Annotated in this window: 14 protein-coding genes and 1 pseudogene; 6 read left to right on the forward strand and 9 right to left on the reverse strand. The window is 58.3% G+C overall.

Annotated elements, in window-relative coordinates; genetic code table 11:
• Positions 1-1,133 (reverse strand): annotated as a pseudogene (locus ACP7E6_RS25960) (hypothetical protein); the annotation flags it as partial.
• A 13-nt stretch (positions 1,134-1,146) separates the two neighbouring features.
• Here ACP7E6_RS25960 and ACP7E6_RS25965 point away from each other — a divergent pair.
• The gene (locus tag ACP7E6_RS25965) at positions 1,147-1,515 is read left to right on the forward strand and encodes a hypothetical protein (RefSeq protein ID WP_426232576.1); all 369 of its coding nucleotides are present in this window, start codon (positions 1,147-1,149) and stop codon (positions 1,513-1,515) included.
• Between the two features lie 764 nt (positions 1,516-2,279).
• On the opposite strand, the gene ACP7E6_RS25970 is transcribed toward ACP7E6_RS25965, so the two are convergent.
• Positions 2,280-3,206, reverse strand: coding sequence for a glycosyltransferase family 2 protein (locus ACP7E6_RS25970; protein ID WP_426232577.1), 927 nt, complete (start codon positions 3,204-3,206; stop codon positions 2,280-2,282).
• 338 nt (positions 3,207-3,544) lie between these two features.
• Between ACP7E6_RS25970 and ACP7E6_RS25975 the strand changes: the two genes are divergently transcribed.
• The 4 genes from ACP7E6_RS25975 to lhgO all read left to right on the forward strand — a co-directional run bounded on the left by ACP7E6_RS25975 (position 3,545) and on the right by lhgO (position 8,196).
• Entirely contained in the window at positions 3,545-4,834 is a 1,290-nt protein-coding gene (locus tag ACP7E6_RS25975; protein ID WP_426232578.1) for a hypothetical protein, read from the forward strand.
• A 1-nt stretch (position 4,835) separates the two neighbouring features.
• Positions 4,836-5,666, forward strand: a complete 831-nt coding sequence (locus ACP7E6_RS25980) for a WecB/TagA/CpsF family glycosyltransferase (RefSeq protein WP_426232579.1) — start codon at positions 4,836-4,838, stop codon at positions 5,664-5,666.
• Positions 5,659-6,915 (forward strand): UDP-N-acetyl-D-mannosamine dehydrogenase, encoded by a 1,257-nt coding sequence (wecC, locus tag ACP7E6_RS25985; RefSeq protein WP_426232580.1) that lies wholly within the window; start codon positions 5,659-5,661, stop codon positions 6,913-6,915. The genes ACP7E6_RS25980 and wecC overlap by 8 nt, the downstream gene beginning before the upstream one ends.
• Positions 6,916-6,987: 72 nt before the next feature.
• Positions 6,988-8,196 (forward strand): L-2-hydroxyglutarate oxidase, encoded by a 1,209-nt coding sequence (gene lhgO, locus ACP7E6_RS25990; RefSeq protein ID WP_426232632.1) that lies wholly within the window; start codon positions 6,988-6,990, stop codon positions 8,194-8,196.
• A 144-nt stretch (positions 8,197-8,340) separates the two neighbouring features.
• Here the strand turns inward: lhgO and ACP7E6_RS25995 are convergent, their stop codons facing one another.
• The 7 genes from ACP7E6_RS25995 to ACP7E6_RS26025 all read right to left on the reverse strand — a co-directional run bounded on the left by ACP7E6_RS25995 (position 8,341) and on the right by ACP7E6_RS26025 (position 17,077).
• Positions 8,341-10,056 (reverse strand): glycerol-3-phosphate dehydrogenase/oxidase, encoded by a 1,716-nt coding sequence (locus ACP7E6_RS25995; protein ID WP_426232581.1) that lies wholly within the window; start codon positions 10,054-10,056, stop codon positions 8,341-8,343.
• Positions 10,053-10,829, reverse strand: a complete 777-nt coding sequence (locus ACP7E6_RS26000; protein WP_426232582.1) for a DeoR/GlpR family DNA-binding transcription regulator — start codon at positions 10,827-10,829, stop codon at positions 10,053-10,055. Before ACP7E6_RS26000 ends, ACP7E6_RS25995 begins: the two co-directional genes overlap by 4 nt.
• Positions 10,826-12,361, reverse strand: a complete 1,536-nt coding sequence (locus tag ACP7E6_RS26005; RefSeq protein WP_426232583.1) for an FGGY-family carbohydrate kinase — start codon at positions 12,359-12,361, stop codon at positions 10,826-10,828. Before ACP7E6_RS26005 ends, ACP7E6_RS26000 begins: the two co-directional genes overlap by 4 nt.
• 369 nt (positions 12,362-12,730) lie before the next feature.
• The gene (locus ACP7E6_RS26010) at positions 12,731-13,690 is read right to left on the reverse strand and encodes a D-ribose ABC transporter substrate-binding protein (protein ID WP_426130044.1); all 960 of its coding nucleotides are present in this window, start codon (positions 13,688-13,690) and stop codon (positions 12,731-12,733) included.
• 35 nt (positions 13,691-13,725) lie between these two features.
• Complete coding sequence (locus ACP7E6_RS26015) at positions 13,726-14,856, reverse strand: ABC transporter permease (RefSeq protein WP_426232584.1); 1,131 nt, start codon at positions 14,854-14,856, stop codon at positions 13,726-13,728.
• A 26-nt stretch (positions 14,857-14,882) separates the two neighbouring features.
• Entirely contained in the window at positions 14,883-16,424 is a 1,542-nt protein-coding gene (locus ACP7E6_RS26020) for a sugar ABC transporter ATP-binding protein (protein WP_426232585.1), read from the reverse strand.
• Positions 16,421-17,077 (reverse strand): DUF2291 family protein, encoded by a 657-nt coding sequence (locus tag ACP7E6_RS26025; protein WP_426232586.1) that lies wholly within the window; start codon positions 17,075-17,077, stop codon positions 16,421-16,423. The genes ACP7E6_RS26020 and ACP7E6_RS26025 overlap by 4 nt, the downstream gene beginning before the upstream one ends.
• Before the next feature lie 586 nt (positions 17,078-17,663).
• On the opposite strand from ACP7E6_RS26025, the gene ACP7E6_RS26030 reads away from it, so the two are divergent.
• Positions 17,664-18,626 carry a sugar-binding transcriptional regulator gene (locus ACP7E6_RS26030; protein WP_426232587.1) on the forward strand — a complete coding sequence of 321 codons (963 nt, stop codon included), beginning with the start codon at positions 17,664-17,666 and terminating at the stop codon, positions 18,624-18,626.
• The last annotated feature ends 3 nt before the right edge of the window (positions 18,627-18,629 follow it).

Here is an 18,629-nt window from a genome sequence, read left to right on the forward strand (position 1 = left end):
CCGCCCGAAAGAAGGTTGGCGCCGCTATTGCCATAGAGCTTGTCGGCAAAGCTTGACCCGCTCAGCTGTTCGATCGACACAAATGTATCGCCCTTAGCATCGCCCGTATTGATGGAGGCATCGGCAAGGCTGGCTGTGACACCGGTCTTTGCGCTGGCATAGAAAGCGGTGTCGATCCCCGTTCCACCATCCAAAGTGTCGGCACCGGCACCACCGTCCAGCATATCATTGCCTGCACCGCCCTTGAGTGCGTCATTGCCCGCAAGACCCTTGATGCTGTCATTGCCGCCCAAGCCGTCGATCTTGTCGGCACTCGCCGTGCCGGTAAGCACGTCATTGCCATTGGTCGCCTTGCCCGCAACAGGTGTTTCCGGGGTGGTTGGCGTTTCCGGTGTCGTGGGTGTCTCAGGCGTGGTTGGGGTTTCCGGAGTGACAGGTGGAGTTTCCGGGTTGACGGGTGGGGTCTCCGGCGAAGCACCTAGACCGGTGTTTCCGGACAGGACCGGCTTGTTGTCATACAGCGAGAAGTCGCCCCAATGGCCGCCGCCGATCTCGTTATTGGTAATCTTGATTGTGTTCGCATCGACAGTGCCACCGCCTTTGCGTCCGTCTATGTAAACGGTGTAACCGCCGCCCACCAGGCGGTTGTGGTCAACGGTGATGTTGCGCAGACCGCCGAATGTATTTTCCAGCATCAGGGCAGCTGTCTGGTCGTGGTCGTTGATGATCGTGTTGTGGATGAAGTCGATATCCTGGCCGCCATTGACCTGAATGCCGTCGTAATGCGGGTCGGCTTTACCATTCCGGAGATTGTGAATGTAATTGTCCTGAACCGAAGACGGTCCCCATAAGGTCATGCCATTTTCAACGTCGTGTATGTTGTTGCGCAGGAACGTTCCATGGCCGTAGACGCCATTGTCGCTCAAGCCACGTCCGTCGATTTCACTGTCCTTCAGAGTGAAGCCGGACGCGTCATCCATGATCCGCAGAACATGCCACTCGGTATTTGAGATTAGCTTGATGTTGCTCAGCGTGACATTCTGGGCATCGATGATTATATCGCCGGTGACTTCCATATTGCTGATGACGGCATTGTCCTCAGTAATATGAAGCGAACCGGTATATTTCGTCATTGCGACACCAGTCTTGACGCCGGTATTGGTTGCGTCAGGGAAACCTGTCGCTGCTGTCGCTGCTGTCGCTGCTGTCGCTGCTGTCGCTGCTGTCGCTGCTGTCGCTGCTGTCGCTGCGCTGTTGTTCACCGTAGACGTCGCGGCGGGCGCGTCGGTACTTGCCGCACTGATGCTGGCGGCAGATTTTAAAGCGTTCTGGGAGGCCTCTGTTGCTCCCGTATCGGATGTTGTGCCTGATGAGACGCTGCTCGCATCAAATGTTGCGCTTTCGGCATCGCTCTCTGCGGCCGGTGTTTTGTTAAGGAAGTGGAATGAATTGTGGTCGGACGTCCTGCTCTCATGGCGAATATCGCGTACACCAAAATCTTCCATGGCGTTATGAGCGCGATGTGCAAAGCCGCCGGATTCGTTCGGCATGACTTTGGAGGCGACCGTTGCCTCTTGAGTGTCGCTCGCTTCGTTCAGATCGATGACGTCGAGAGAATTTCCCTGGATGTTATCCTCAGTCAAAAACCCACTAGTGGTTGCATTCAATAGTGTTCGTGCCACTGTGCTATCGCCTTTCTCCTCAGCCCTTTAACCCCGTTTCAACATAGTATTACGGGTAAGCCGCCTACCTCTATTTCGGTACGGCAAACTTATAACAGCAAGGAGTAATGCAACTCACAATGAGGTGCAATCGGTCTATAGCGGCTGGCTATAATGAGGCATGACGCCCGATTTCAGTCTTAATATTGCCGCAAAACGCTTAAAATTCCGCTTCCGATTGATATATTTGCCAAATTTGCGGCCGCTGGTTACTGAATACACTTGCAGGCAAATTCTAAATCCTCACGCGAAACTGCAACCTGCAGTGCAATAGAAGTGCTGAAAAGATTTGCAAAAAAATGTTGGAAGATGTTCGATTTCACATAAAGGCCACAGAGGCGGAGCAGCGCGTATTTTTTTTTTAAAAATTAATTTTGCTCAACCTTAAGGGTTCGCTGACACGCGTATCAACCGGGTTTCACGCCGAATCTGCCTATCAGCCGTGTCGGAAATTCAGACTTGAGCTGGAAATATTGCTGATGGGCAGCCCAATAATCCGCTGATGCGGCCATGCAAAAAGCTTGCGCCATCTTGTATACCAGGGATCCCGGTCGCGGCCTAAAAGCGGAGCGCGGCGCTCAAGGTCGCCCGGCGTCCTGTCCCTATGGCCAGACGCATCGTTTCGCCGACCACGATTCCGGAACGGAACAATGCGGAGGCCAGTGCGCCGTGATGCCGGCGGTAATATTTAATGCGGTTGGCCGTCATCAATGCAGTGAGAAAATCGCTGCTATGGTAATCCCCGCCAATATGGATGGCCTGGGATGACGGAACATACAGCACGTCTAGGCCGGCTGCTCGAGCCCGCTGCAGATAATCGACCTCTTCGCTATAAAGGAAGAAGCTGTCGTCCCACTCTCCAATCACGGCCCGCGCATTGGCAGTGACCAGAAGGATCGCGCCGGTCGCCCATTCAATGGGTCCGCCCTCTTGGTACAGCGCAGAACTGGCGACCATTTCACCCAGCCCCAACCGGGCGGCTAGCCTGCCACCCAGCAGCGCTTCCGACCAGGCGGTTGCTAGCGATGGTTCGCGGCGAATGGACTTGGCGATGACGCCGTCCTCCCCACGCACCTGCGGCACGGCTACGCCGACCGAAGAACTGCTCAAACCCGCATATAGGCGGCTGATCGATCCGGGCTGCAAACGAATATCAGGGTTGAGAACCAGCAGGTCCGACAAAGGCTCGATCGTCGCGGTCGCAGTATTGATCCCTGCGGAATAGCCACCATTCCGGCCCGTCGCAATCACTCTTGCTCCAATCGGATGCGCATGTGCGATAGCTATGGAATCATCGTAGCTGTCATTATCGACGACAATCACCTCATACTCCTCGATGCCTTCCAGACCCGCACGCAGAGAATCAAGCAATCCCGGCAACACCGAAGCGCTGTTGTAGGTGACGGCTACGATCGAGAGTTTTCGCGGGATCATGGGAGCTGGCGCGATCCTGTTGAACTCTCTTTGTTTTATCGAAGCATCCATTTCGCGCCCTCATGTCCGGCGAGACCCGCAAGCGGGAGTCCTGCAATTCCTATTGGAAAAATGCCGGCGCCGAAACACTGGAGAGAGAGGTAGCCGGTCAGTCCACTCCAACTCCACCGCTAATCCCAAAGCTGAAGGAACACCAGTTTGGGTAATACTATCGGCGCATGCCGATACCATTGCCAGCATGCCGATGGCGGCTTTGTAAGTCTTTGAGTGCGCTGGCATATCTGTGAGGATTTTCTAGCATGTGGACAGCAACCGAGGATTCTCAATTTATCACGACGCCTTTGCTCAACTGCCATTTCCGTTGATACGGCAAGTTATCAGGAGCTTTCATGCCGATTGATTTTCAGCATTCATTGCCATCCAGAGCGCGAAGCGTATCATCGGACCATAGTGGACAGCCGCCGCCCCCTGTTGAGCGAGCCGGGATAGGCGTGGCCGACCGGCTGGAAGCCATCGAATCGGTCTCGCGCAAGACGAGAATTCAAGCCGACCGTTTCTTGAATGTTGCAAAGCGAGGCCTGCCACGCATGCACCGGCGCGGTGCGTTCGGGCATACGCTGCGTGCGGTCAACCTGGACTCCAATTGGACGGAGCGTCTCGAAGGAGACAGCCTTCGTTACACCGCTATCGCCGCACTCGGGCTGTCCTATGCTGACAGAGCCACACAGCAACAGGTACTGGATGGCGATACGGCGTTCGATCTCGCGCATGCGTGTGCAGTTCGGGCCACGACATCGGCAGATATGGGTGCGATCGCGCTTTCTGCCTGGGCCGCCGCTGAGGCAGGACGGTTCCATTCGGTGCCGCTGTTTCGCCAGCTGGTGCAAATACTTGCCTCTGATGCGCCCATCGCGACTGTCGATTGCGCATGGGCATTGAGTGCCGGCTTGGCAGCTCGCCAATTCGGCGACACACAGGATGTCGTCTCCCTGGCGACGACGCGGCTGATGTCCGCGCGGTCGCCGGCAGGGCTGTTTCCGCATATGTTGCCTGCATCGGCCAGCGGGCGTTTCCGCGCGCATATTGGATGTTTTGCCGATCAGGTTTACCCGATCCAGGCACTCTCCCGCCTTTATGCGGCACAGTCAAACACAGAAGCTTTGTCGGCAGCCGAAGTCTGTGCCGAACGAATTTGCGCCCTGCAAGGGCCGGGCGGCCAGTGGTGGTGGCACTACGATACGCGTAACGGCGGCGTCGTCGAGGGTTACCCGGTCTATAGCGTTCACCAGCACGCGATGGCCCCGATGGCGTTGCTCGACCTTCGAGAAGCCGGAGGTACCGACCATTCCCAAGCGATCATCAGAGGCATGTACTGGCTCGACGACCATCCCGAGGTCTCAACGCCGCTCGTTGCATCGGAAAAAGGCGTGATCTGGCGCAAGGTGGCGCGCCGCGAACCCCGCAAGTTGGTCAGAGCTGTATCCGCTGTGACGACGTCTCTGCTGCCGGGATTGCATGTTCCCGGGCTCGATACGCTCTTTCCGCCGATCCGCGTGGATTATGAATGCCGGCCCTATGAACTCGGCTGGCTGATGTACGCATGGCTTTCAGGAGGGGTGGTCGCCCAGCTTGCCCCCAACCCGGCAGGGGACATGCCTGCAGTTTTCAAGGAGATTTGATATGCAAAGGCAACGCCAGCTTCTGTTTGGCATGTATATGGATGCCATGCGCATGGATGATGTCATCGAGCGCTGCCGCATGGCCCTGACGACACGCCGGCCAATCCTTCTAGGGGTGCTCAATGCCGCAAAAATCGTCGAGCTTCACAGAAATACACTCCTGCGCGAATCTCTGATGGAATGCGATCTCTTGCTGGCGGATGGTCAGTCCGTCGTGTGGGCAAGTCAGTTGCTCGGCCGGCCCTTGCCGGAGCGCGTGGCAGGCATCGACATTTTCACACGACTTCTTTTTCTCGCGCACCGCGACGACCGGTCCATTGCGCTGCTGGGCGCCAAACCTGAGGTCCTGCAGGAAATGCGGCGCGTTCTCGCGCAGCGCTTCCCCGGTTTGAGGATCGCCTATAGCCATCATGGATTTTACGAGGCCGCCGAGGCAGGGCAGATCGCCGCCGAGATCCGAGAATCCGGCGCCGATATGCTTTTCCTGGGAATGACGTCACCCAAGAAGGAGATATTTCTGGGATCGTATGGCGCGTCCCTCAAGGTCCCCGTGTTGCATGGCGTCGGTGGCTCCTTCGACATCATGGCGGGCCTTACGAAACGCGCACCCTTCGCTTGGCAGAGGGCTGGAATGGAGTGGGCTTACAGACTGCTGCAAGAGCCGCGCCGACTGTGGTGGCGCTATTTGAAGACCAACACCAGCTTCGTCCAACTCACCGTCCGGGAACTGCTACATCCCGCGCGTGCATTCAGGTTTGGTGCGAACCGGAACGTGGCGCCCGCCAGGTCCATCATTTCAGATGTGCAGCTCCGGAGTATTGCCGATGAGTGAAGTGTTCAAGAGCAGAGTTGCCATCCTGGGTATGGGGTATATCGGGCTGCCTACCGCTGTTGCTATCGCAACGCGCGGCGTCGACGTGATCGGCGTCGATATAAATCCGGCGACCGTCTCAGCCTTGTCGCGCGGGGAAGTGCCGTTCGTCGAGCCGGATTTGGCCGTGGCTGTCAGCGGTGCCGTCGCGATGGGGCGGCTGACTGCGACAACCGAGACACCGGAGGCGGAAGCCTTCATTATTGCGGTACCAACACCCTTCAACGAGGATCGAACCGCTGATCTATCCTATGTGAAGGCGGCTGCCGAGCAGATTGCCCCAAGGTTGAAGTCCGGCAATATCGTGGTGCTCGAATCCACCTCACCGCCCGGAACCACTCAGAAGGTGGGAGACTGGATCGGAGCCCTGCGCCCGGATCTGAGAATGCCGCGCGATGGCGAGACTGGTGCCGACATATTTGTTGCACATTGCCCGGAGCGCGTTCTTCCGGGCCGCATCATGATCGAAATGATCACCAACGACCGCGTCGTCGGTGGCTTGACACCAAGATGTGCGGAGAAGGCGGCGTCCATTTATCGCTTGTTTGCTCAAGGCGAGATCCTGTTGACCGATGCAGCAAGCGCCGAAATGGCCAAGCTCGTGGAAAATGCCTATCGCGACGTCAATATTGCTTTTGCCAATGAGATCTCCCTGATCAGCGAAAGCCTCCATATCGACGTCTGGGAAGTGATCCGCCTGGCCAACCGGCATCCGCGCGTCAACATTCTCAGCCCCGGACCGGGCGTCGGCGGTCATTGCATTCCGGTCGATCCCTGGTTCATCGTTTCTGCCGCGCCCCAGTTGTCACGGCTGATCCGTACGGCGCGCGAGGTCAATGATCATCGGCCTCATCACGTCGCCGGGCAGGTGGTGGAGAAGGCAAAGCGGTTCCGTTCGCCGACGATTGCCTGTTTGGGCCTGACCTTCAAGGCCAATGTCGATGATGTGCGCGAAAGCCCCGCGATAGAAGTCGTCGGGCTCATTGCCCAGGCGTTGCCGGATGTCGATATTCTTGTATCGGATCCTTACGTCAGCGTTATGCCGGGACTGCTGTCAAAATACGATAATCTTCACCTTGAGGGTGCGTATCAGGCGGTGGAGCGCGCGGACATCGTGGTGCTTCTCGTAGAGCACGAACCCTTTAAAGCCATGAGGCACACCCGCCTGGCAGGCAAAGTGATCTACGATACGCGCGGTGCCTGGCACTGAAGCAGCCATTGGTGTAGCAAGAAAAGGCTTTCTGCGGATACGACGGGAACGGGCAGAATGAATTTCGAGCGCGTGGCGGATTTCGATATCGTGGTGATTGGGGGTGGCATTGTCGGGGTATCGACAGCCATGCAGCTGTCGCAGCGGTTTCCCGGCCTTACCGTTGCAGTTTTGGAAAAGGAGCCGATGCTTGCCAGTCACCAGACGGGGCGCAACAGCGGCGTTATTCATGCAGGCGTTTATTATGAGCCCGGCAGCCTGAAGGCAAAATTCTGCCGCGAGGGCAGCGTTGCGACGATGCAGTTTTGCAAGGATTACGGCATCCGCTTCGAACAGCGTGGAAAAATGCTCGTGGCCAGCAGCCCGGAAGAGTTGCCGCGCATGGAAAAACTACAAGAGCGTGCTGTCGCCAACGGGCTTGAAGTCCATCGGATCAGCCATGCCGAGCTGACGGAGCGAGAGCCGCATATTGCCGGTCTTGCGGCCCTCTTCATTCCAGCTTCTGGCATCGTCGATTATGGCGAAGTGACGCGGCGTATGGGCGCGCTCCTTATCGAAGCCGATGGCACGATCATGACCGATGTTGACGTCACGCGCATCGACGAACACGCCGAAGGTGTCGAAATCACCCTGGACACGGGAATGCTGCTGAGTGCCCGCCATGTCATCGTCTGCGCCGGCGTCAACGCCGACCGCCTCGCGCGGATGTGTGGCCTTGCCAAGGATATTGCGATTGTTCCTTTCCGTGGCGAATATTTCCGTCTCGGCGCCGACAAGAACCGCATCGTTGAACATCTCATCTACCCTATCCCGGAACCATCGCTGCCGTTCCTTGGCGTGCATCTGACGCCGATGGTGGGTGGGTTCGTGACGGTCGGCCCCAACGCCGTGTTGGCATTTGCCCGCAACGGATACAGTTTTGGCAATATCAATCCCAAGGATCTCTGGGAGATGATGCGCTTTCCCGGGTTTCGCCACGTCATGGCGAGCAACATGCGCTATGGGCTGGGCGAGATGGCCAACTCACTCAGCCGTCGCCGGTACCTTGCGTTGTGTCAACGCTATTGCCCGGAGCTGGAGCTGGCAGATCTGCACCCGCATCCGGCCGGCATCCGTGCCCAGGCGGTCAGCCGCGACGGCCGCCTGCTGCACGATTTCCTGATCGAACGCACGGCCCGCACAGTTCACGTCCTCAACGCCCCATCGCCTGCTGCCACGTCCGCGCTGCCGATCGGCAAATATATCGCCGATATCGCCGAGGTGCATTTCGGCTGTTCATAATTTACCTGAGCGACATCTTCGCGGCCCGGTTCGGTGTCACAACACGGAGACAGTTGCAAACGAGCGGTCGGTATGTGGGCAGACTGTGAGCCACGGCCTGCTGGCCGGCTCGAAAGCAGTCCCGCGAGCCTCGATCCCGCTCCTTCAGATGCGCATCAAGTTTCTGCCTTTGAGTTGCGTCACAGTCTCTGCAAATTCCTCGGTTGCCCGTTCGCAGTCCCAACCACAGGCAGCGCCGACAACCGCTGAAATCGCCTGCAAATCCTTGATCGTCAAAGACCCGGTGACGGCCAGTGTCGTGCGGCGCATCACGACATCTGCGAGATGTTCTACAAATTCGTTGCGGACGATGTAGTCGATTTCCGCCTGGCTGTAATCATGCGAATCCGGCAGGCGTTCAGTGCCGCTCCAGGCGCCTTCATGTCGTGCGACCTGAAGGGCGCGTGTCCCGTAGCGGGATAGAAGGGTGTCGATCCGCTGTAGATCGAGCCCAGATACAGCCGATGTTTCGGTCAGCCACTGCAAACGTTGCGCTGTGTCTGCCGGGAAATTCCGGCCGCCGCCGATCGGCATCGAGCGGGTGCTGACGGCACGGCTCCGCCCCAGGCGCTTGAGCACCGTATCGGTAACCTCTTCGGCGAAACCTCGAAATGTGGTCCACTTGCCGCCGATCAAGGAGATGATCGCAAAAGGACGTGTTTGATCCGGCTCGGTGACCGGGGCCGAATGATCGCGGCTGATGAGGCCGGCGATTGACGTCTCGGAAGCGGGCAGGGGCCGGATGCCGCTATAGGCATAGACGATTTGGTCGCGCTCAACATTCACTCCCGGCATCAGGGCGCTGACGCTTGCCAGCAAATAATCGACTTCATCCTGCTCGCAGCGAACCGTATCCGGATTGTCGGCCTTCGTATCGGTCGATCCAACAAGGGCACGGCCGAGGTAGTCGAATACGAGGCAGATACGCCCGTCGTCGGCCTCGAAATAGACCATGCGGCCGGCAAGGCTGCGCACCAATTCGTCGTTCTGGAGCAGAATATGCGAACCCTTGGTGCCGCCAATCATTTTTGAGGGCGCGCCGAGCGCGGCGTTGACGTGGTCGATCCACGGGCCCGCACCGTTGACGACCAGTTTTGGCCGCACTGAAAATGTGCTGCCCTTTTGGGCCTGAAAGGTCAGAAGACCGCCCGAGGCCGACGTCATAGTGCAGTAGTTGGCCGCCGCAGAGGTTTTGCTGGCCGCCAGGCCGTCTTCGATCAATTCAAGGACCAGCCGTTCGGGATGGCTGATTTTTGCGTCGTAATAGGTGCCTGCTGCAACGATCGACTGGGTCAGGACTGGCATCTCTTTTAGCGCGCGGCTGCGCCCGACCAAGCGGTGGCGCGGCATGACTCTGTCGCGCGATCCGTAGAAATCGTAGAGTGCCAATCCGATTTTTATCAAGACAGCACCACGGCTGCGCGGTGCGCTGGTCGAGCCGAACAGCGTGCGCAGAGCAGCGGTTATGCCGTTGAACCATGAAAAAATCGGGATCACCGTCGGCAGCGGGGTGACATAATGGGGCGCGTTTTTGAGAAGAAGATTGCGTTCCAGCGTCGATTGCGCAACGAGGCCGAATTCGCCCGTCTCGAGGTATTTGAGGCCACCATGGATCAGCCGTGAAGGGGCAGCACTAGTACCGGAGCCGAAATCCCCTTTGTCAATGATCAGGCATCTCAGCCCCTGCGCGCAGAGATCGCGGAACAGGCCGGCGCCGTTGATGCCGGCGCCGAAAATGACGACATCGAAATCCTGTTCATTACCCAAGACGGTCAAGCGATCGACTGGACGCGGAGATGGTTCTTTTTGCAGTTGGTTCATGCCGGGTTTGTCCTGACGACGCGCAGGCGTACGCCCGCCTGTTCGAGTTTTTGCGCTTGAGCGTCGCTAATGCCGTCGGTCACCAGAACGGTGTCGAATGCGGTGAGTTCGTCCAACGCATGCAGAGCGACATTGTTGAACTTGAAATGGTCGACTAGCAGAATGCGCTGGTTGGATGCTGCCATCATCGCCTGCTTGACGCGCACCACTTGAGGATCCTGGATATAGGTGGTTGTGCCGGTGATGGCGGAGACCGAGCAGAACAGGACATTGGCGCGCAGTCTGGAAACGGCATTTTCGCAGACGATGCCGATATAGGCATTGTATGTCCGGTGATACTGGCCACCAAGGCAGATGAAATCGATATCTTCGGCCGCCGTCAACAAAGCTGCCGTCGATAGACTGTTGCTGATCACCGTCAGCGGCTTGATATCCAGCAATAGCGGTGCAATGGCGCAGGTCGTGGTCGAATCGTCGAGCATGATGACCTGACCGGCTTCGATGTAATCAAGCGCAGCGCGCGCCAAAGCGTTCTTTTCGGCGGTTCCCACCGTCATGCGGTAACGGAAGGCGCTCTCGTAGACACCGGATGGCTGCGCAGTCACGGCGCCATGCAGCTTGCGCAAGACCCCTTGCTGCGCCAGATGATCGATGTGGCGATGAATGGTCATGCGCGAGACACCGAAATGCTCGGCCAGATCATCAAGCCGCACCTGGCCGAGCTTGATGACATAGTTGGCGATTTCTTCCCGCCGTTCGTCTGCTTTGATCACGCGCCGTCCCCCTCGGTTTTTTCTGCCAGTTGTTCGATATCCGGCCATACCGGGTTCAATGTTTCAGCAATGCGGCAGTAGAGCGAGAAGCGCCGGTTGAATTCAGCGCTGCGGGCCGGATCGGGCTGATATTGGCGTCCTGTCGCGCTCAGGTCGCGTGGATCGTCCTGGACCGAAGCGAACAGGCCGACGGCTGCGCCAGCGCACAGGGCTGCGCCAAATGCAGCCGCCTCATCGGTCGATGTCACCATGACCGGCATACCGAGGATATCGGCGAACATCTGCGCAAAGGCCGGGTTGCGCGACGCGCCGCCGGTAAGCCGCGCCTCCTTGAAGGCAAAACCGTCATGCAGCGCGTCGATATGGATTTTATGATTGAAGGCGATGCCTTCGAGCACGGCCTTCAGCATATCGCCGCGATCGTGCCAGCCATGCAGCCCGAGAAAACTACCGCTGGCAACATTCCCATGGGGCGAGCCGAAGAGATAGGGATGGAAAAGGATGGTCGATGGTCTTTTTAGGGCGGCGCCGATCTCGTGCGCCAGCGTCTCGTGGATCGACGTGCCGCTTTCGGCTGCTGCGTCCTGGTCCTTGCGGCATAGTGTGTCGAGGAACCAGTCATAGTTTGCGGCTGAAGCAGGCGAGATCGCCATGTTGTTCCATCGCCCTGCATCAATGGCATTGCGGCAGAACCAGCGGGGATCGACGCGCACATCAGTTGAGACAACCTGGTTGATCGAATAGGTGCCTGCGACGATGCTGACGATATCATCGGCATGGCCGCCAATGCCGAGTGCAGACGCGGTGACGTCATGCAGGCCGAACGCAACCGGAGTGCCAGCCGCAAGCCCTGTCAGTGCGGCAGCATCGGACGTGACGTATCCGGCGATCTCGGCGGAATTCGCCATTAGCGGCAGGGCTTCGAACACGTCGCCGAGGCCGAACAGGTGCATTGCTTCCAGTGAAACGGCCTGGGTGTGGACATCGGTAAAAGACGTGCTTGCTTCGGTCCTGTCGGTTCCGATCGTGCCCGTGAGACAGAAGCGCAGCCAGTCCTTGCAGCCAAGCACATGGCCGATGCGTTTGTAACGATCCGGCTCGTGCTGTTTGATCCAGGCAAGCAGGGCAGAAGGTGCGGAGACATGCGGAATCTGGCCGGTCAAAGCCAGCGCCTGGCTGAATACTGCACTCGCGGACCACTTGTCGATAACTGCGCCAGCGCGGCTGTCGAGCGATAGAATACCCGGACCAAGAGGCTGTTTGTCTTTATCGAGCAGATAAAGGCCGTCGCCGTGGGCCGTCGCCGCGACCGCCTTGATATCCGATGCAGGCCTGCCGCTGAGGGTAATCGCCTCGCGGATAGCCTCGGCCGTGGCACTCCAAAGTCCGGCCATGTCGCGTTCGACGAAGCGCGCCTGGGGCATGGATTGCGGCACACGGCGGCGCGCGACTGAAAGCTGAGTCCCGTCGGCGTCAAAGATGACAGCCTTCGTCACAGTCAGTCCGTTGTCGATCCCCAGCAGGCTCGCCATGGTTTTCCTCGTCGTTGATCGGGCATCGAGACACCGTCATCCAGCGCAGAAGACGATACCATATTGCGATACGATATCGTATTTCAGTGTGAAATTAACGTCAAGGATTGTTATGTTTTTCGAGGGCTTTTTCAGAGTTATGCTGCCGTCTGTGAGCGCAGGTGCCCGTGCGGAAATGCACTGCGATTCCGCCAATGACAGAAACTATATCGAGGAGAGGAGTGCCAAGAAGGGCATTCAACGCAGAATGCGCTGGGACAATGAAATGGCCACCATCAAGGCTTCTTCCGTTCATTCCGGAGCCGTCGATCGATGATTTGTCGATCGGAAGTCGAGATTGAGGGCGCCCGGAGGCGCCCTCGGATAGTGTTACTCGGAGAGCGTGAACGGAGCCGTGTACTTGTCGACATTGTCCTTGGTGATCAGCAGGCAATCGAACAGCTGCTTTTCAGTCGCAGCACCGGTCTTGCCCGTCTTGATGAAGGAATCGGCCTGCTTGACGGCTTCGGCCGAGAAGATGGCCACTGGCTGAAGGACGGTATATTCCAGTTCGCCAGCCTTGATGGCTGCGACAGCGTCCGGGGAGCCGTCGAAGCCACCGACCTTGATGTTGGCAAGCTTGCCGGCTTCCTTCAGTGCAGCGATCGCACCGAGCGCCATTTCGTCATTGCCGCTAATCAGGCCGATGACGTCAGGATTGGCCTGGAGCAGGCTCTGCATCTTGTCGTGACCCTGTGTACGGTCCCAGTTGGCAACCTGCGAGCCGACCTTTTCCAGATCAGGATACTGGCTGAGAACAGTTTCATAACCGTTCGACCGGGTTGCCGCATTGTTGTCCGAAGGGGCGCCGAAAAGCTCGACGTATTTTCCCTTTTCGCCGATGCTCTGGACCCACTGCTGGGCACCGAGTGCTGCACCTTGCGCGTTGTTGGAAACGAGCTGTGCCTTGGCAAGGCCTTCCTGGTTGATTTCGGCGTTGACGAGGAAAACCGGGATGTTGGCAGCAATGGCCTTCTTCACGGCACCAATGGAGCCGTCAGCATTGGCCGGATCGAGAATGATTGCGACCGATTTGTTGGTGATCGCGGTGTCGATCAGGTTGCTCTCGGTGTTCGTGTCGCCCTTGGAGGCACCAACCGTTGCGGTGTAGCCAAGCTCCTTGGCCTTTGCAGCGGCCACTTCGCCTTCCGTGAACCAATAGGGGTTCGACGGGTCGTTGACGATGATTGAAATCAGGCCTTCGGCCGATGCAGCCGTTGCCGACAGCGCCATGACCGGCGCAGCCAGAATGAAGCTGGCCAGCAGCATTCTCTTTGTCAGTTTCAACATTTTACTCTCTCCCTTGATTGTTGGTCATATGCCAGTCAGCTGGCGATCTTCCCGTGAGTGGCATTGGCGGTCTCGCCTTTGCCGGTCGATTGCAGAGAAGCGGATGGGCCGTCGGTCTCGGTCGTCTTCTTGACGCGGCGGCGATATTGAACGGCATTGAGCAGCACCGCGAGCACGATGACCGCGCCGGTGAAGACTGTTTGCCAGTAGGAGGAAATCCCGATGATCACCAAGCCATCGGACAAAAAGCCGATGACGAAGGCGCCGAGCAGGGTTCCGCGAATATTGCCGCGGCCGCCCGTTAGGGCAGCGCCACCGATGACCACGGCGGCGATGGCCGTCAGCTCGTAGGAGGTACCGGCGGTCGGGCCAGCCGAGGTCAGCTGCGAGGACAGGATGAGGCCAGCGATGGCGGCGCAGATGCCGGACAGCATGTAGACTGCCACCTGAACCTTCTTGACCGGAACGCCGCTGAGCTCTGCAGCGCGCTCATTCCCACCCGTGGAATACAACCAGCGGCCGAAAGCCGAGCGGTTGAGCACGAGGCTGCCGATGAGCGCCAGGACGACCAGAACGACGACGCCGATCGGAATGCCGGCGAGACGATTGAAGCCAAGCCAGTCGAAGCCGGTATTGCCCAGCTCCGCCTTGCCGCCAAGATTGTTGTAGGTCAGGCCATTGGTCATCAAAAGCGCAAAACCGCGCGCCACATACATCACGCCCAGCGTTGCAACGAAGGCCGGCACTTTGAAGCGGGCGATAAGAATGCCGTTGATCAGGCCGACGAAGGCGCCGAGCGCGCAGACGAGCAAGACGACGACCCAGATCGGTGGGTAGAGAACGACGCCAAGCGCGTTGAGCGTCACGCCTTGCATCAGGAAGCCTGCAACGACGCCGGCAAGGCCAAGCGTCGAGCCGACAGAGAGGTCGATGCCGCCATTCAGGATGACGAGCAGCATGCCGATCGCGAGAATCCCGTATATTGCCACGTGCGACGACATGATCAGGAAGTTGCTGACCGAGAAATAATAGGGCGACAGAAACGAGAAGACGACGATGATGGCGATCAGCGCGAAAAATGCCCGCCCTTCAAGCAGCAGCCTGCCCAGGTCAAAGCCATCGCGGAAAAGACCTGAACGAGGTGGGGTGGTGACTGAACTGGCCATGGTCAGGGCTCCATTAAACTCGGTAATCAGACATGCACGGCTTCGCCCGAGGCGGCCATGATCTCTTCTTTTGAAACATTGGCGCCGAACTGCGCTGAAATCTTGCCGCGCCGCATCACCACAACCCGGTGCGCAATGCTGAGGCATTCGGCAACTTCGGACGTGGAGAAAACGACGGCGAGGCCCTTGGCCGCCCGTTCGCTCAGCAGGCGGAACACCTCGGCCTTTGCGCCGATATCGATGCCGCGGCTTGGCTCGTCGAGAAGAATGACGCGCGGATTGGTCGCCAGCATCTTGCCGATGACGACTTTCTGCTGATTGCCACCTGACAGCGAGCCGATCGCAGCGCTTCCACCATCGGTCTTGATGTGAACCTTGCTGATCGCTTCATTGACGACGGCCTGCTCACCGGAGCGCGACATCAGCATGCGCCGGGTGAAGCTTGCGATGCTGGCGAGCGACAGGTTCTGGCCAACCGACATGGTCTGAACCAGGCCGTCCCGCTGCCGATCTTCCGGGACGAGCACCAGGCCCCTGTCGATGCGCTGCGCAATGCTCAGGCGCGTGATATCGTCGCCTTCGACGATCACACGGCCGCTGCTCAGCGGCATCCGTCCGGCAACCGCTTCCAGCAGTTCTGTGCGGCCCGCCCCCATCAGTCCATAGATGCAGACGATCTCGCCGGCCTTGACCTCAAGCGACAGCTGATCGACGACCGAATAGCCGGATCCCGAGGCGTCGTCGACGCTGACATTCTCGATCGACAAGGCAGTCTCGCCGAACGCGTAGCCTGTTGGCGGGGAACCGAGATCGAAGTTTTCGCCGACCATGTTGCGAACGATCCACTCCAGGTCGATGTCTTTTGCCTCGGCATTGGCCGTCATGGCGCCATCGCGCAACACGACGGCGTAATCGGTGATCTGCAGCGCTTCTTCCAGATGATGGGATATATAGACGATCGAGACGCCCCGGCTGGTCAGGTCACGGATCACCTTGAACAGCACTTCGACTTCCGTCGCGCTCAGCGCAGATGTCGGCTCGTCCATGATCAGAATGCGGGAATCAACCGACAAAGCGCGGGCGATCTCGACGATCTGCTGCTGCCCCAGCCGCAGATCCTCGACAAGGGTCATCGGGTCGATATCTTCCTCAAGATCGGCCATCAGGGCTCTTGCCTGCCGCGCTTCCTCGGCAAAATCCACGCCGATTGCGGTGCGGATCTCGCGGCCCATGAAGATATTGTCGCGGACGCTGAGATTGGGCGCCAGGCTGAGTTCCTGATGAATGATCGATATGCCGCAGTCGCGGGCATCGGAGGCGGATGAGAAGTGCACGACTTCGCCGTCAAGCACGATATCACCAGACGTCGGCGTCACGACGCCAGACAGGATCTTCATCAGCGTCGACTTGCCGGCACCATTCTCCCCGAAAAGTGTGGTGACCTTGCCGCGGTGGATATCGAAGTTGACGCCCTTGAGCGCATGGACGTTGCCATAGGACTTAGCAATGTTCCGCGCGGACAGGACGGCGTCGTCGGACGCCGGAGGCGTTGCAGGTAAAGGCTTCATTGCACGTCCAGCCTTACCGGGGTGATCAGCCAGTTTTTCGGATTGATCAGTTTGAACGCACCAATGATCGATACCGTCTTGCCGGTCAGCTGGCTTGTGTCGATCTGGGCAAGAACGTCTTGCTTCAGCTGGTTGTTGAGAGCGGACCCCGCATCCTGATATTCGATCTGGTTGGTGAATTGGCCGAACGCGATCGTGCCTGTGGCATCGCGCAGTTCCGTTCCATTGATGGCTGGTCCGGTTTGCACACGGACACGCACCGTATCGGGGATGCCCTCGACCTTGACGTCGTAGATCCCCGATTTCGCTTCGCCGAAAACGCCGGTCAGCTTGACGGACATCACAGCGCCGGTGCCTGCAGACACGCCATACGTCTTCTCGGCGGCAGGCCGGTCGCTGGCGATGGCGGCAGCCAGCGTTGCAGCATCGACCGCGCGCTCTTCAACGCCTGCCTTTACCTTTGGGAACTCCGTTGCGCCGTAATCGGCAGCGGAAAATACCCCGGCCTTCACGTCATCGCTCGAGCCGATTTTGATTACCTTGGTATCGAGCGCCATTGCGGCAAGGACAATCAGCACGGCAGCCGAGGCCACGATCCGGCCCATGTTGGACTGCTTGCGGCCCTTCTTTGCGATGTAGGACTGTGAACTCATATCGTGCCGACCTGTACTTGATGTTGGATCAATAGCGGGCGCACCGCTCGGAGCGGTGCCGTTTGCCGGGGATGGCTAATGCCAGCGCTTCGAACTGTGATCGTCTGCATGATTACTCCTCCTCAGCTTCCTGCACGCGGCGATATCCCCCCACCCGCGCAGCGCATTTCCGCATCTTTGCCAGAACCCATCAGTCCTGTTATCCGAGCGTTATAACTTACCCAATAGTGTGATACGTTTCCACGCATGTCAACGCCTACACCGTTAAGTTAAAGCTTTTGAGTGATACGTTTCCATGTTGAGCAACCCGGAAGCCCAGGAGGAAAGCCCAAACACCAGCAAGGCCGCCCAACCAGTAAACCCGCAAAAACCGCATGAATCCTAACGTTTTCCAAGTTGGAAGCCTCGCATTCAAGCTGAAGTCAGCAGCCTCAAAAGCCCTTTTCTTTCATCATGTTCCTTCAAAAATCTGCATGTGATAATCAAGGGATATCGTGTGATCTTGTTGACTTAAACTACGCTTTGTGTAAAAAAATGCAATAGGTGAAATTAATTACATTTTGCAACGATCGGCACGGGAGGAGAGATGGTGCGAACGGTTACAACGCGCGACCGCGACGACAGCCTGGCTGTCCGCGCAGCATGGCTCCATTACGTCGGCGGCTTGACGCAGGCTGAGGTTGCCTCCCGGCTCGGCATACCGAATGTAAAAGCACATCGGCTGATCATGTGGGCAAACCAGAATGGGGTAGTAAAGTTCTCTATCCATGGTGACGTGACCGAATGCGTTGCCATTGAAACTAAGATCGCTGGCCTGTTCGGGCTGGATTACTGCGAAGTCTTGCCGGACCTTTATGACAAGAGCCTGCTGATGCGCGCGCTCGGCGTTGCCGGCGCTGAATTCCTGCAACGTGAAATCAAAAATCTGCAGGGCCAGGTGATCGGCATCGGCAATGGCCGCACGTTGGCCGCGGCTATTGCCGCCATGCCGAATGTGGATGCCGGAGATGTACGATTTGTTTCACTTCTTGGCGGCCTGACGCGCAACTATGCGGCAAATCCCCACGACGTCATGCATCGCCTGGCCGAAAAAACCGGCGCGGTATCCTATGTCATGCCGGTACCGTTCTTTGCCAACTCGGTGGAAGACCGGGAGGTGCTCCTGTCTCAGCGTGGCGTGCGTCACGTCTTCGACCTGGCCGCGCGCGCCGATTTGATGCTGATTGGTATCGGCACGGCAGAACTCGATTCACAGCTCGTCGTGTCGCAGATGATCGAAGTGCCGGAGATGCAGGATGTCCGCGATCATGGCGGCGTCGGTGAAATGCTCGGTCATTTCTTCGATGCGGATGGCAAGCCGGTCGAGACGACACTGGGCGAGCGCACCCTGTCGCCAAGCCTGGAAAGCATGAAGGCACGCCGCATTGTCGCCATCGCCGGCGGGCCTGGCAAGATTCCGGCAATCCGCTCGGCCTTGCTGAGCGGCTGTCTCAGCGGACTGATCATCGACGAGCAGACGGCGTCTGCGCTTGTCAACGATGCGTCCTGAAGT

The organism is Pararhizobium sp. DWP3-4 (assembly GCF_049898205.1).
Taxonomy (GTDB): Bacteria; Pseudomonadota; Alphaproteobacteria; order Rhizobiales; family Rhizobiaceae; genus Pararhizobium.